Here is a 14,641-nt window from a genome sequence, read left to right as displayed (position 1 = left end):
GTCGCATACCTCATACCAACCCACTACCCAACCCCCAACGATCACCGTGGCGATCACCACCGGACCAACCCGACCCGGAACATTAAAGATCAGTAGTTCTTGGGTCTGGTTCTCCTCCTGTCGCTGCATCCCGCACGGGACTTCTCGGCGCCTCGCGGCGATAGGTGGACGGCGTGATTGGTCTGGTATTAAAATCGCCCGGAAGTGCAAAGCCGGCAAGGGTGTTCGGAGATCCAGGATGGTGCTCCGGAATCCCGAGATAGAAATAGATTTCCATTCTGGGGTTGGCGACTTCTGGCGGAATAAATTTCTCCTTCTCGTGCTCGCTTTCCGGTGCTTCCTGTATGACTCCAGGATTCCTTGGTGGTATGCGACCGGTGTGGCTGGCGCTCTTGTTGGCCGACCCGTTGGGAGGGGTCGCTGGTCCTGCTGTGGACGCGTGGCCTGTTCGGACTAGGCATCAGATAGTTCGAACTAGCGTTCGACATCGAAGTGTGCATGGTAGATGCTGTGTTCATGATGTTCAAGGAAAATTCTCCGGACGGCCCTGCGCCGCCGCCCGGCTCCGCAGGGAAGGCTGGTGAAGCCGCCTCCGGTTCCATACCCGCAGATGTTCAGCATCTGATTCCCGGAGCGGCCGGCCGGGTTCTCCTGTCCGGAGGCGACAAGGTGTCGGCCGGTGGTGCGGCAGATTCCATTCCGTCAGAAGAACCGTGTTCAGCCTCGGTAGCCGGCGTCAGTGCTGGCCCGGATTCGGTTGCCGGCGCAGTCGCGGCAGCTGGCTCCGGAACGCGGTCCGGTCCGGTCGAGTGTCTGGCGGCGCTGTCGGAGGTGATGGCAGATCTGTTGTCATCGCCGTCATGGCAGTGGTCGAACGAGGACGTCGGTGAGGTATTGGAGGGTGTACGGGCGTTGGCCTCCCAGCTGGTTGCCGCCCGCAGCCAGGTACTGGTCGAGGCCGGGGCCCGTGGGTTCGCCGCGAGTACGGGTTCGGATGATCTGCCGGCCTGGATGTGCGGCCGCCTGCAGATGACCCGTGATGATGCGCAACGGGAGATCGCGCTGGCCCGCGACACCGTCGAAGGTCCCTATCGGGCGGTCGGCCAGGCGCTGGCCGACGGGCGACTGGGTCCGGAGAACGCCCGGGCGATCGTTGAGGCGTTGCGCCGGCTTCCGAAGGACCTGTCCCAGGAAGCCGTCGCGAAGGCCGAAGCTCTGATGCTGGAGGCGGCCCAGTTCATGGATCGCCGCGAGTTGCAGAAGTACGGCGTGGAGATTCGCGAGCGCCTCACGTACGTGGATGACTCCCCGGGCGGGGACGATCCCGAGGCGGATGCGCTGACGGGTGAGCACGAGGGTCGTGGCAAGCCCGGCACGAAGAAGAGCGGCGATGGTGGTGGTGACGCGGGCGGCGCCCCGGTGGATCCGCATGCGGCGCGGCGCCTGACGTTCGCCGATACGGCCTCAGGCACGACGCTGATCAGCGGGGAGCTTGACGCTGAAGGCGCAGGCCTGCTGCGCACCGCGCTCGATGGTCTGTCCGCCCCCGCGCCGAGCGCCGATGGAATCCGTGATGAGCGCAGTCCCGCTCGGCGCCGGGCGGATGCGCTGGTGGAGCTCGCGCATCGAGCGCTGTCAGCCGATACGGTGCCGTCGTCAGGGGGGACCCGGCCGCATCTGACGGTCACGGTGGGGTGGGAGACCCTGGTGGAGCACGGCTGCGAACCGGCCGTGACGAACTGGCGGATTCCGTTGCCCCGCGATGTGCTGCGCCGGATCGTCTGTGACGCGGTGGTAAGCCGGATCGTGCTGGATCCGAACGGGGTGCCGTTGGATGTGGGCCGGGCGCGGCGCACGTTCCCGCCGCATATCCGCCGGGCCCTGATCAAGCGGGATCAGGGATGTGCGTTCCCCGGCTGTGATCGGCCCCCGTCATGGACGGATGCGCATCATGTGGTCTCCTGGCTGGATGGCGGCGAATCCGCGCTGGATAACGGCGTGCTTCTCTGCGGGCATCATCACAGCCGGGTGCATCACGAGCACTGGGATATTGTCATGGACGTGGATCGGCGCCCCACGTTCGTTCCTCCGGAGCATATCGATCCGCAGCGTCGCCCTCGGCGCAATCCGTATAGCCAGCCGCGTCCCGATCTTTTCTCCACGGCATAGGGGCGAGCCGGTGTTGAGGGCCATTGGGGCGACGGAGTGGTGCCAGCGTGCCGTTCCGCCGGTCGTCCTGTCGTGCTCGTGGGTATCGGGAGCCGTTCACGGTTGGGCTCGCGAGGCCTGTGCCCGTTGGAACGGCGCACCGGAGGGTTCCCTCGTGGTGGGCGCGGTGGGTGGAACGCGGCCGAGGCAGTCCGGGGGCCGGGCGGGACGCGGCCCTGCCCGCCGAGACACATCGATCGACGCACGCCAGCGGTGCGAAGGAAGGGGAGGAGAGATGTCCGGTGTTTCGTGCGGCTTCCCCGTGCGTGCGTGTGACGACAATGACGTTTTGGCCTCGCATGGGCAGCTGTCGACGTCACCGGCGGGTTTGGCCGAGGCCACGACAGCGGCGGGCATTCGATGGGGCACTGCAGTGTCGGGTTCTCGTGGCCATTGGGGCGACGGGTGTTCATGCTGGGGTCATGCGCGAGTCCCTTCCCCTGACCGCACCGGTCAGCTTGGCCGATTCCGATGGCGAGACGGGCCTGGCAGGCCTGCCAGGTGCGGCAGGACCGGAAGGCGCGGCCGGCGGCTCGGGCGGCCCGGCGCTGGTCTGGTACGCCAGCTACGGCTCGAACATGCGCCTCGCGCGGCTCACCTACTATCTGGCCGGCGGCTGCCCGCCCGGCAGCACCCACCGGCATCCGGGCTGTCGGGATCCGCGGCCACCACGCCTCGCCATGCCGGTCATGTTGCCGGGAGCGATGTACTTCGCCTCGGAGTCGGCGATCTGGACCGGTGGGGTTTCCTTCTACGACCCCACCGCGGCGGGGGAGACTGCTGGCCGCGCCTACCTGCTGACCGCCGGGCAGTTCGCCGACGTCGCCGCGCAGGAGATGCACCGCACGCCCGAAGCCGATCTCGACCTGGCCGCGGTGCTGCGTACCGGGCGGGCCCAGATCGGAGCCGGTCGGTACGAGACCCTCGTGCTGGTGGGCCACAGCGGCGGGGTCCCGGTGCTGACCTTCACCGCACCCTGGCAGATGGCGGACGTCGAGCCGTCCGTGCCGTCCGGCGGTTATCTGACCATGCTGGCCGCGGGCATCCGCGAGGCGCACGGCTGGCCCGCCGCGCAGATAGCCGCCTACCTCGCGGCTCGTCCGGGTGCCGCCGGATACTGGGCGCCCTCGGAGATCGAGCGTCTCCTCACCCCGACGGAGTCCCTCCCCGTCCAGACCGCTCCCCTCCTGGACCGGGCTGATGCCGCACTGGATCAAGCGGGTACCGCGCTGGGTCAGTCCGGTGCCGGACTGGGCCAGTCTGGTGTCGCGCTGGGTCAGTCTGGTGTCGCGCTGGTCCCGTCTGGATCTCATCCGGGACAGGCCTAGGTTCTGGTGTCGGCCGAGTCAGCTGCCGCCGTTTTCCAGTCAGCCCTCATCCCCACGCAGCCGGGCATGCTCCCGGGCCAGCCGGTCGGCACGATCGACGTGGCGCGCGACATCGCGACGCCCGCGGATCGCGCCGGCTGACTCCGGATCGCGCCGGCTGGCCCGGCTGGGGGCCATACGGCCACGCGTGCCGGGTGGTTGCGCCAGTACCGGTTGTGATGGGCCATCGCGGCGCACCGGTCACGAGGGTGCCGGGCCGGCGGGGCCGCCGCTGTGGGAACCGGGCGTCCATGCCTGGACGGCGGGCCCCGGGTACCACCGGTCTGGTATCCCCGGGCGCGGGCACCGGGACGGGCCACCCCCGCGCGTGCGATCGTCTCCGGTTGCGATAGAACTTGCTGGTAGGAGGGTGTTTGCCGCCGTCCGGCAGGGTTTGCGGCGGCCGAGGCGGCGGGTGGCCCGTCCGATGGCTGCGGGGCGGGGCACCGCCGGGCGTAGCACCCCCGAGAGACGCGCATCGGCGTGACGCCTGGCGGTCGACGGTGGCACGGCCATCGCCGGCGCGGGCCGATGGCCCTCGTGGACGGATCACCGGCGACCAGGGGAGAACCATGAGCAGGGAAGCCGGTTCGGTAATCGCCGTGCGGGACGGCGCGGAACGGGGGCATTCGGTGCCCGGTGGTGCTGTGCTGGAACGGGAGGAACCAGCGCGGAAGGCGGGTGTGGAGCGAGTGATCAGTGGCCAGCCGCATGTACGGGTGATCCACCCCGTCCACCCTTCGGCGTCGCCGCGGCCCTCGATCCCGGGTGCGGGGGGCGGTGCTGGTGCGGGTGTCGCGGCCGATTCCACCGCGGGTACGGGTGCCGCGGCCGGTGCGGGTGTGGATGTCGGCGTCGGTCTGGGCGCTGACGCCTCGGGTGGACCCGCGGGCGGTGCGGGGGAGGTGACGCGGCCGCAGGTGCTTGAGCCGTCGGCGCAGGGGGCGCTGTGGGCGGCGCTGCAGGAGGAGCGGTTCGTGCTGGGTCACTGCCTGCGGTGTGGGGCGTGGCTGGAGCCGGTGGCCGCGGCGGTCCGGGCCTGCGAGCAGTGCGGCGGGCCTGCGGCGCTCGAGCCCGCCGACGGGACCGGCGTGGTGCAGGGCGTCCTGGTGATGCGGCATCCCGACACCCCGGCCTTCGCCGGCCGTGCGCCGTACGCCCTCGTGCTGGTCACCCTCGCCGAGGGGGTCAGGCTGTCCGGGCGGCTCGACGGGGTGCCGGCCGACGAGGTGCCCCTCGGCCTGCCCGTGCGGGCGGTTCTCGCGGTGCGGCCCGGCTCGGCCGAACCCCACGTGGTGTTTCGTCCGCGGGTGCCGGCCGCCGCCGGGGCGCACTGATCGTCGGAGCTGACCTGTGAGGCCGACTGGCCTGGGAGGCTGGTTGACACCTGTGAGGCTGGTTGACCTGTGAGGCTGGTTGGCCCGCGAGGCTGGTTGGCCTGCGAGGCCGGTTGGCCCGCGAGGCTGGTTGGCCTGCGAGGCCGGCCTGTCCGCGAGGCCGGCCTGACGCGGGTGCTGCGGAGGCGCCTCAGAAGTTGATCATGTGGCCGGCCAGGCCGTGGATGGCTTCCTTGACGGCTTCGCCGAGGGTCGGGTGGGCGTGGACGTTGCGGGCGAGTTCGGACACGGTGAGATCCCAGCGCTGGGCCAGGGTCAACTGCGGGAGCTGTTCGGTGACGTCCGGGCCGATCATGTGCGCGCCGAGCAGCTCGCCGTACTTCCCGTCCGAGAGGATCTTGACGAAGCCGGCGGTCTCGCCGAGACCGTGGGCCTTGCCGTTGGCCATGAACGGGAACTTGGCGACCTGCACGTCGAAGCCGAGTTCGCGGGCCTGCGCCTCGGTGTAACCGAAGCTCGCGATCTGCGGCTGGCAGTAGGTGGCGCGCGGCACCATCACGTAGTCGATCGGGTAGGTCTCGGCGTCACCGATGGTCTCGGCGGCGATGATCCCCATGGCCTCGGCGGCGTGCGCGAGCATCAGCTTGGCGGTCACGTCCCCGATGGCGAAGATGTGCGGGACGTTCGTCCGCGCGTACTCGTCGACGTCGATCGCACCGCGCTCGGTGAGCGCGACGCCGGTGTTCTCCAGGCCATAGCCCTTGACGTTCGGTGCGAAGCCGATCGCCTGCAGCACCTTCTCGGTCTCGATGACCTGGGAGGTGCCGTCCTTGCCGGTCACGGTGACCCGGACGAGCTCGCCCGACTCGTCGATCGAGTCGACCCGGGTCGAGGTGAGGACCTTCACCCCGGCCTTCTTGTAGTGCTTGATCAGTTCCGCGGAGACGTCGACGTCCTCCAGCGGCACCATCCGGTCGAGGAACTCGACGATCGTGACGTCCACGCCGTAGTTGTTGAGCACGTAGCCGAACTCGACGCCGATCGCGCCCGCGCCCGCGATGACGATGCTGCGCGGCAGCTTCTCGGTGAGGATCTGCTGCTCGTAGGTGACCACCCGGTCCGACAGGGACGTGCCCGGCAGCAGTCGCGGGGTCGCGCCGGCGGCGATGATGACGTGGTCGAAACTCACCGTCTGGGTGGAGCCGTCCGCCGTCGCCACCGACAGGGTGTGATCATCGAGGAACGTGCCGCGCCCGTTGAACTCGGTGATCTTGTTCTTCTTCATCAGGAAGTGGACGCCCTTGACCCGGCCGTCCGCGACCTTGCGGCTGCGGCGAAACGCCTCCCCGTAGTCGAACGACAGCTCGCCGTTGACCGAGATGCCGAAGGTCTTGGCCTCGTGGGTGAGGGTGTGTACCAGCTCGGCGTTGCGCAACAACGCCTTGGACGGGATGCAGCCCACGTTGAGGCACACCCCACCCCAGTACTTCTCCTCGACCACCGCCGTGGACAGACCGAGCTGGGCTGCTCGGATCGCGGCCACGTATCCGCCCGGCCCGGCGCCGAGCACCACCACGTCGAAATGTTCGCTCACACGCCGAGCCTAACGACCCTGGACAGTCCGGCGACGAGCCCGTCACCCGGCGTTCGGTCACACCTCGCGTGGGCCGACCGTCCCCCCGCCCCCGGGGAGACGGTCCGTCCCGCTGTGCCCAGGATGCCCACCCGCCCGTCCGGTGGCCGCCGCGTCCGCCGGTCGAGGCCGCCGGTTGGTCGAGGCTGGACGTTGGTCGAGGCTGCTTGCGGTGGGGCGGGGCCGTCTGTCGGTCGAGGCTGCTTGCGGTGGGGCGGGGCCGTCTGTCGGTCGAGGCTGCCTGTTGGTTTAGGCCGTCGATCGGTCGAGGTTGTCTGTCGGTCGAGGTCGGACGTCGGTCGGTCCGGCCGCTCGTCGTGGGGCGGGGATGGCGGGTGCGGGGTCGGAGCTGGACAGGGCAGTGGGGCCCGGAAATGGCGGGACATTCGGGCGACCCCGTCGGCAGTAGGAGCTCGGCCTTTTCGTGGTGATACACCGTCGGGCCACACGGGGCGGGTGGGCCCCTTTTCAGCTGCATTGACATGGCGATACCTGGGCGGGGGCTCCCGGGGGCGACACGTTTAACGTCCTGGTATCTCGAGACCTGCGACACAAGGTTGTCAGGGCGGAACGGCCCGGGGATAAACAGGTCCATGGGTACAGGTCCGCGCGGCGCACTTTCCCGCCGTTCTGCTAGCATTGTTCCGAGGGGTATCAGCGTGTGTGCCCACTCCCCGGTCTCGGATGGGGGGCGCGCCTGATGACGCTCGTCGACTCGGTCTCGAAGACCGGCTACAACCGGGCGTTCGCCCGTCCACTCACCGCGGGTGACCGAGCGTACCTCGCTTTCCACAGGCTGAACCCGGGCGAGTTCCAGGATGTCGGCGCGGTGCTTTTCCTCGATGGTCCGGTGGAACTCGCCGACCTGCGGGCGCACGTCGCCGAACGGGTACGTCAGCCCCGGGCACTGATGCTCACCGACCGGCTGGAAACGGTGACCGTCCGCCCGACCGACCGCCGCTCGACCGTCACCGAGACGCACTGGGTCTCCCAGCCCGACATGGACGTCGACGCCCATGTCGCCGCCGTCCCGTTGCCGACCCTCGAGCAGGCCGAACGCCTCGGTGACAGTGACGCCGTCGGCGATCGGCGCATCCGCGCGGCCATCGACCAGATCGCCAGCTGGCCGACCGACACGAACAGCCAGCCGTGGAAGATCTACCTGATCTGCGACAGCACCGGCACGTCCGGTGGCTCGTCCGGTGAATCGTCGGACGTCACCGGTTCGGGTGGGCGCCGCGGTGCGACGTCCGGCTCGGTGCTGGTGTACCGCACCAGCCACATCGCCCAGGACGGCGCCGCGCTCTACCGGGCGCTGCATCTGCTCTTCGGCGGCGAGGACGATCCCGACATCGGGCTGCCCACGTCGATCGCGCGGCCCAAGGCCGCCGACTATCTGCGTTTTGTCACCCGTGGCCTGAACGTGCTGTCACCGACGCGGGTGCTCGACGCCTGGGGCGGCCCGCCGCGGGGCCCCGCCCGGCACACCTGGACCACCGCCGACCTCGGTGAGATCCGCACGGCCGCCCGCCGGCACAACGCCACCGTCAACGACGTCTATCTCGCCGCGCTCGCCGGTGCCGTCCGCACCTGGTCGGAGTTCGAATGGCGCCACGACGACCGTCCGGTGCACGCGCTGATGCCGGTGAGCATCCGGCTCGCGGCCGACCAGAACGTGCTGTCGAACTACACCTCGGGTGTGCGGGTCGCGCTGCCGTGCGGGGAACCGGACGCCGCCCACCGGCTCGCCCGCATCGCCGAGCGGACCAAGGCGCTCAAGCGTGGCGGCATCGGCCTGGTCGAACACCACCTTTTCCCCACGGTCGCCCAGCGCGCCACCCCACGCATGCTGTCGTACGCGGCGAGTTTCGGGGGACGCACCCACGAACTCGCGATGGTCGCCACGAACGCCCGCACCGTGCGCGGTCCGCTGGAGGTCGCCGGACGCAAGGTCACCGAACTCATCGGCACCGGACCGCTGCTCGCCGGGCGCCAGCACCTGTCGGTGGCGTTGTTCGGCGTCGGCGACCGGGTCGGCATCACCTTCGCCGCCAGTGACAGCGTGCCCAACCACGAGCGACTCGCCACCCTGTGGCGCCACGAACTCGACGAGATGAACCGCCTCGCGCCGATCGGCGTGCAGGTTCCGCACCAGCGTCATCCGGGTCCGCGCGCCCGGTGAGGTGGGCCCCCTCGGTGCGCTGACCGCGCCGCCCGCATCCCCACGCCGTCAGTCCCCGGCCGGTAGTCGCCCCGGCCGATCACCCTGGTGGGATGCGGGCGCCTCCTGGGGCGGGCATGCGCCGTGGCCTGACGCATGCCCGCCCCTGGGGGCAACCGCGCGACTGCCCATAGCCGCCGTGTCCGTGCCCGCGGTGTCTGTGTCTGCGGTGTCTGTGTCTGCGGTGTTCGCTTCGTTCGTGTTCCTGGTGGTGGTCAGGGGAGCGGCGATCTCCTCGAGGGAACGGCCGGCCGCGTCCACACCGAGCAGGAGCTCGGCGACGCCGCCGATGGCCATCACCGCGGCGCCGATGAGGAAACCGACCATCACCGGGCCGGTGCGTCCGGTGTCGATGAGATGGCCGAACAGCAGCGAGCCGGCGATGCCGCCGATACCGGTGCCGATCGCGTAGAAGAACGCGATCGCCAGGGCGCGGGTCTCCATCGGGAAGATCTCGCTGACCGTGAGATAGGCGGCGCTCGCCCCCGCGGAGGCGAAGAAGAAGGTGACCGCCACCACCGCGAGGAACGTCCACGCGGTCAGCGCGCCGGAATGGAACAGCACCGCCAGGACCACGCCGAACGCGGCTGCCGCGAGGTACGTCCCGGCGATCATCGGTTTACGTCCGACCGTGTCGAACAGCGGCCCGAGCAGCAGCGGCCCGGCACAGTTGCCGAGGGCGTAGACGACCAGGAACACCGGAACCGCGGACGACTTCACGTCGTAGAACGTGGTCAGCATCGTGCCCAGGTCGAACGTGAACGCGTTATAAAGAAAAGCCTGCCCGATGAACAGGGCGAGGCCCAGGACGGCCCGGCGGGGATAGGTGCGAAACGCGGTCTCGGCGATCGTCCGCAGCGGAATCACCTGGCGCTGGCGCACCGTGATGCTGCTCGTCGCCGGTGGCAGTGGCTGGCCGGTGTCCGCCTCGACCGACGTCTCGATGTCGCCGACGATCCTTTCGGCCTCGTCGGCCTGGCCGTGGATGAACAGCCACCGTGGGCTTTCCGGCACGTGTCGGCGGACGATGAGGATCACCAGACCCAGCAGCGCTCCCAGGCCGAAACTGAGCCGCCAGCCGACATCCGCCGCGAAGTAGTGCTCGGACAGGAAGAAGACGGTCAGCCCCGACCCGGCGGCCGAACCGGCCCAGTAGGTACCGTTGATGATCAGGTCGACGCGGCCACGCACCCGGGCGGGAATGAGCTCGTCCACCGCGGAGTTGATCGCGGCGTACTCGCCGCCGATACCGGCACCGGTGAAGAACCGCGTCAGGAAGAAGAACCAGGGCGTCCAGGAGAACGCGGTGAGTGTGGTGGCCGTGATGTAGACGCCGAGGGTGAGGATGAACAGCTTCCTGCGGCCGAACCGGTCGGTGAGCTGCCCGAAGAACAACGCGCCGACGCAGGCGCCGAGCACGTAGATCGCCGCGGCGGTGCCGATGTCAGCGGACGACAGTGCGATGCCGCTGCCGTCCTCGGTCAGGCGCGAACCGACCGCGCCGACCATCGTCACCTCGAGCCCGTCCAGAATCCAGACGGTCCCCAGGCCAACGATGATCATCCAGTGGAACCTGGCCCAGGGCAGCCGGTCCAGCCGGGCCGGAATCGCGGTGCGCACGACCCCGGCCGCCCGGTTGTCGTCCCGTCCCGGGAGGTCCCTCGCCGTGGCCTCGTCCATGCCGCTGCGGCGTATGTCGTGGTCGTGCGCACCGTGGCCGGCCATGCCACCTCCCGCGTCCGATCCCGTGACCCGCGCCCACCGCCGGGACGCCTGGTGACCTTGGCCCTGTGCCCCGTGCCCGCGCCGATATCCCTCATCTGCCCAGGCTCGTGCCCGCGGCCGTGGGCTGGAGCCGCGTGCTGGAGGCGTGGGTCGGGCTGTGGTCGCCGGGACGGATCGTTACAGTGATCCGCATGGCGGACTGGGCGGATGTGCGGCGCATCGCGCTCGGGTTGCCCGAGGTCAGCGAGGGGACGTCCTACGGCAGCGTCGCCTGGCGGGTGCGTAAGGCGACCTTTGTCTGGGAGCGTCCGTTGCGGCGGGCCGACCGTGAGGGCCTGCGTGCCGCGCCGGGCACAACCGCGCCGGGCACAACCGCGGCGGACGCGGTCGTCGCGACCGGTGAGGTGCCACTCGCCGTCCGGGTCGCAGACCTTGGGGTGCGGGCCGCGCTGATCGCCGAGGAACCCGAGGTGTACTTCACCGTGGCGCACTTCGCGGCCTTTCCTGCGGTGCTGGTGCGGCTCGGCGAGATCAGGGGCGCCGATCTGGCGGAACTGACCACCGAAGCATGGCTGATCCGCGCTCCCAAGGTGCTGGCGCGGCGTTACCTCGACGAATCCCGCTGACCCTCGGCATCCCCGCCAGAGCACCGTGTTTCCGGGGGAGCTGTGTTGCTGGGGGAGCTGTGTTGCCGGGGGAGCCGTGTTGCCGGGGGAGCCGCATGGTGGGGTGACCTGCCGCGCATTTCCTAGAATGTCGACGAGCGCCCGCACGTGCTGATGGCGCGGGATTCCCGCACTGGTGGGGCCGTCCCGCCGGTTGTGTCGTCCCGCCGGTTGTGCCGTCCGTGATCGAGACCGGGTGTCCCTGGAATGGGATATCCGGGTGCACGACCCCCGTTTTCCGCCCGGAGGAGGGCTCTGTTCGATGCTGGCCGCCCGCCCCCGTCTCCGCTCCCGCGCCTTTTCCTGTCCCGGTTCCCACGCTCGTTCCGGCGCCGGCTCCCGTTCTCGTCTGCGCGCCCGTTCCCGGTCGGCCCGGCCGCTCGCCGCCGCCACCGTCGTGGCTGCTCTCGCCGCGGTCACGGCCTGCGGTGCCGACACCACGGGCGCCGTCGATTCCGGCCGTGTCCCACGGACATCCGGCTCGGCTGTCGCCTCGCATCCGGCCGACCATGCGAGGGAACCCGAACACGCGATGCCCGACACCCATGGCGAGGGCACCGGTGTCGGTGAGGGCTCCGGTGTCGGTGATGGCAGTGGTGACGGGCTGGCGGTCGCGGCGGGCGGGGTGAGGCTGGTGCCGGAGACCACGCAGTTCGCCGCGAACTGGCCGGTCGAGCTGCGCTTCCAGATCCGCGGTGTGGGTGGTCAGGCGATCACCCGGTTCGTCCAGGAACAGGACGCGGCGATGCACCTCTATCTGATCCGCTCGGACCTGGTCGGCTTCCAGCACGTCCACCCGACCATGGCCGCGGACGGCACCTGGACGGCCACCCTCGCCGCCCCCGCGAGCGGCCTCTACCGGGCCTACGCCGCCTTCACCACGGCGGTGGACGGACGCGCCAACCGTTTCGTCCTCAGCGTTGCCCTCGTCGTGCCCGGGGCGGCCGTCCCCACGCCTGTGCCCGCACCCGCCACCACGACCGTCGTGGACGGCTACACCCTGAGCCTGGCCGCCCCGCAGGGTCCCCCGCGCGCCGGGACCACGAGCCCGCTGACGGTCACCGTGAGTCGTGACGGTCAGCCCGTCACCGATCTGCAGCCATATCTGGCCAGCTACGCCCACCTGAGCGCCTTCCACCAGAACGATCTCGCCTTCGCGCACCTGCATCCCCTCGGTCCCGCCGCGATCGGTCGGTCCGCCACCGGCCGCGGCGGCCCGACCCTCACCTTCGACGCGCTGCTGCCCCGCCCCGGTGCCTGGCGGATCTACCTGCAGTTCCGCGCCGCCGGCCAGCTCCACACCGCCGCTCTCACCCTCACCGCCCGCTGATCGTCGCCCCGCCTGCCCCTGAGATGGGCCCCTGACGGTCCCCGATGCGGGTCCTTACGTGGTTCCTGGCGCGGTCCCTGGTTCGGTCCTGAGAGCCGCCCGCCGCCCCCCACGACGACCCGGGTGGAAGACACCCGCACGGCGCTCCGCGGCGCTACGATGATCGTCGCGGATACGTCGGCACGGAGTGGCACGCGCACGGTTCGGGACCGGATCGGTTCGGGACCGGATCGGTTCGGGACCGGATCGGTTCGGGACCGGATCGGTTCGGGACCGGATCGGTGCGGGCCGGATCGGTGCGGGCCGGGTCAGCGTGGGGGACTGGTGGGGGTGCGGTGGACGCCGGCATCATCGCGGCACTGATCACGTCGGTGGCGAGTGTCGTGGTGTCCGTGGGCGCGTCGGTGTGGACGCGCCGCCAGGGTGTCGAGCTGGAGCGGATGCGGTTCGAGTCGGAGCGCTCGGCCCGCGACCACGAGAAGCGCTCGGCGGCCAAGGCGGAGCTGGACCGCTACCGCGAGCCGCTGCTGCTCGCCGTCGTGGATCTGGGCGCGCGGCTGCACACGATCCGCGAGCGTGGGTTGCAGGGCTATCTGGGATCGACGCAGCGGCGCGGGCGTCTGGCCGTGCTCGGCACGGTGTACTGCGTCGCTCGCTACCTCGGCACGCTGGAGATCCTCTACTCACGGCTGGCGTTGCTGCGTTTCGACAGTGCCACCGACACCCGGCTGGTCGCCGCGTTGCTGGCCGACATCGGCCGTGCCTTCTCCAGCCAGCTCTACGACGAGGATCCCCCGTCCGGCGCGCAGGAGGGCGGGCCGCCGGCGGGGGCCAGTTCGCTGCGCAAGGCCGAGCGCGCCGGCGAGCCGCGGTTCATGCTCTGGCGGGAGGAGCAGCGGGCCATCGGCGAGCTGATGCGCGGGCCGGACGGCACCGGCACCGTCTGCGTCGGATTCGCCTGTTTCCACGACAGCTATGACGAGCTGTTCGCCAGCTGGCTCGACCCGTTCGCCGAGGCCCTGCGCTCGCCGTCCGCCCCGGACAGCGAGCGGCTCGCCCGGTTACAGACGCTGCTCGCCCTGCTGGTCACCCAACTCGACGAGGACGGCGGCTACAGCCTCACGGTGGACGGGACCACGGTCGCCCCCGAATGGGCCACCCCGGCCGCTCTCGCCCCGTGAGGATCGACGGGGACTCCGCGACGGCGGTCTGGTTCGGCACGCGGCGATCCGGTGGCCATAGGCCCGCGCTGGCCCTGCCACCTGGCCGTGCCACCTGGCCGTGCCACCTGGCCGGGTGGCACCTTCGACGCGCGATCCTGAGAAAAGGAAGCACAGCTCATCGCGGTACGTTCGGCAGATGCCAACGATGAAGCGCGATGGTGAGGTGTTCGTGCTGCATCTTGACCCCGATGACGAGAATCGGTTCCACCCCTACTGGATCGACGCCGTCGAGGCAGCCCTGGACGAGGCCGCCGCCGCCGAGGGACCACGGGCGTTGGTGACCGTGGGCAGCGGCCGGTTCTGGTCGAACGGTCTCGCCCTGGACTGGCTGCTCAGCCATACCGATCAGGTCGGCCCCTACCTCGACCGGGTGCACCGTCTGCTGGCCCGTACGCTCGCCTCGCCGGTGGTCACCGTGGCCGCGCTCAACGGTCATGCCTTCGCCGCCGGCGCGATCTGGGCGCTAGCCCACGACCTGCGGGTGATGCGCACGGACCGGGGCTATTTCTGCCTGCCCGAGGTCGACATCGACCTGCCGTTCACCCCGGGCATGTCCGCGCTGGTCCGCGCCCGGCTCGCCCCGTCCACCGCCCATCTGGCGATGACCACCGGCCAGCGTTACGGCGGCCAGCAGGCGCTCGGCGCCGGCATCGTCGATGCCGTGGCCTCCGCCGACGGTCTGCTCGGCGCCGCGCTGGAGCTCGCCCGTCCGCTCGCGGCGAAGACCAAACCGGCCCGCGCCCAGATCAAGGAGACCCTCTACGCCGAGGCCCTCGCCGCGCTGCGCACCCCCACCCCCGGCGTCTGAGCACCCTCCGGGACGACGGTCCAGGCTGGACGGCTGGGCCATCCGTGACGACGGGGCCATCCGTGACGACGGGGGCCATCCGTGACGACGGGGGTCAGGCTGGACGGCGGGTCAGGCTGGACGG

Annotated in this window: 10 protein-coding genes; 8 read left to right on the top strand and 2 right to left on the bottom strand. The window is 70.4% G+C overall.

The features are described from left to right. The first annotated feature begins 516 nt into the window (after positions 1-516). The 3 genes from MXD59_RS23900 to MXD59_RS23890 all read left to right on the top strand — a co-directional run bounded on the left by MXD59_RS23900 (position 517) and on the right by MXD59_RS23890 (position 4,912). On the top strand, positions 517-2,169 hold the full coding sequence (locus tag MXD59_RS23900) for an HNH endonuclease signature motif containing protein (protein ID WP_248826839.1): 1,653 nt from the start codon (positions 517-519) through the stop codon (positions 2,167-2,169). 461 nt (positions 2,170-2,630) lie between these two features. Then, the gene (locus MXD59_RS23895) at positions 2,631-3,536 is read left to right on the top strand and encodes a histone deacetylase (protein WP_248826837.1); all 906 of its coding nucleotides are present in this window, start codon (positions 2,631-2,633) and stop codon (positions 3,534-3,536) included. 611 nt (positions 3,537-4,147) lie between these two features. Beyond that, a complete protein-coding gene (locus MXD59_RS23890; protein ID WP_248826836.1) occupies positions 4,148-4,912 on the top strand; it encodes a Zn-ribbon domain-containing OB-fold protein in 765 nt (254 codons plus the stop codon). Between the two features lie 190 nt (positions 4,913-5,102). Here MXD59_RS23890 and lpdA read toward each other — a convergent pair whose 3' ends face one another. Next, positions 5,103-6,506, bottom strand: coding sequence for a dihydrolipoyl dehydrogenase (gene lpdA, locus MXD59_RS23885; protein ID WP_248826835.1), 1,404 nt, complete (start codon positions 6,504-6,506; stop codon positions 5,103-5,105). A gap of 739 nt (positions 6,507-7,245) precedes the next feature. Between lpdA and MXD59_RS23880 the strand changes: the two genes are divergently transcribed. Continuing rightward, on the top strand, positions 7,246-8,727 hold the full coding sequence (locus MXD59_RS23880; protein WP_248826834.1) for a WS/DGAT domain-containing protein: 1,482 nt from the start codon (positions 7,246-7,248) through the stop codon (positions 8,725-8,727). A 48-nt stretch (positions 8,728-8,775) separates the two neighbouring features. On the opposite strand, the gene MXD59_RS23875 is transcribed toward MXD59_RS23880, so the two are convergent. Continuing rightward, positions 8,776-10,491, bottom strand: coding sequence for an MFS transporter (locus tag MXD59_RS23875; RefSeq protein WP_248826833.1), 1,716 nt, complete (start codon positions 10,489-10,491; stop codon positions 8,776-8,778). A 191-nt stretch (positions 10,492-10,682) separates the two neighbouring features. On the opposite strand from MXD59_RS23875, the gene MXD59_RS23870 reads away from it, so the two are divergent. The 4 genes from MXD59_RS23870 (at position 10,683) to MXD59_RS23855 (ending at position 14,517) form a co-directional block, all read left to right on the top strand. Continuing rightward, the gene (locus tag MXD59_RS23870; RefSeq protein ID WP_248826832.1) at positions 10,683-11,117 is read left to right on the top strand and encodes an MmcQ/YjbR family DNA-binding protein; all 435 of its coding nucleotides are present in this window, start codon (positions 10,683-10,685) and stop codon (positions 11,115-11,117) included. 571 nt (positions 11,118-11,688) lie between these two features. Then, positions 11,689-12,486: a DUF8832 domain-containing protein gene (locus MXD59_RS23865; protein ID WP_248826831.1), complete on the top strand. Its 798-nt coding sequence runs from the start codon at positions 11,689-11,691 to the stop codon at positions 12,484-12,486. Positions 12,487-12,821: 335 nt separating this feature from the next. Beyond that, positions 12,822-13,667, top strand: a complete 846-nt coding sequence (locus MXD59_RS23860; protein ID WP_248826830.1) for a hypothetical protein — start codon at positions 12,822-12,824, stop codon at positions 13,665-13,667. A 178-nt stretch (positions 13,668-13,845) separates the two neighbouring features. Then, positions 13,846-14,517 (top strand): enoyl-CoA hydratase-related protein, encoded by a 672-nt coding sequence (locus tag MXD59_RS23855; protein WP_248816157.1) that lies wholly within the window; start codon positions 13,846-13,848, stop codon positions 14,515-14,517. Positions 14,518-14,641: the final 124 nt, after the last annotated feature.

This window comes from Frankia umida, from assembly GCF_023242945.1.
Classification (GTDB): Bacteria; Actinomycetota; Actinomycetes; order Frankiales; family Frankiaceae; genus Frankia; species Frankia umida.
The sequence above is the reverse complement of the archived record's forward strand: the minus strand, read 5'-3'. Positions and strand labels throughout refer to the sequence as shown.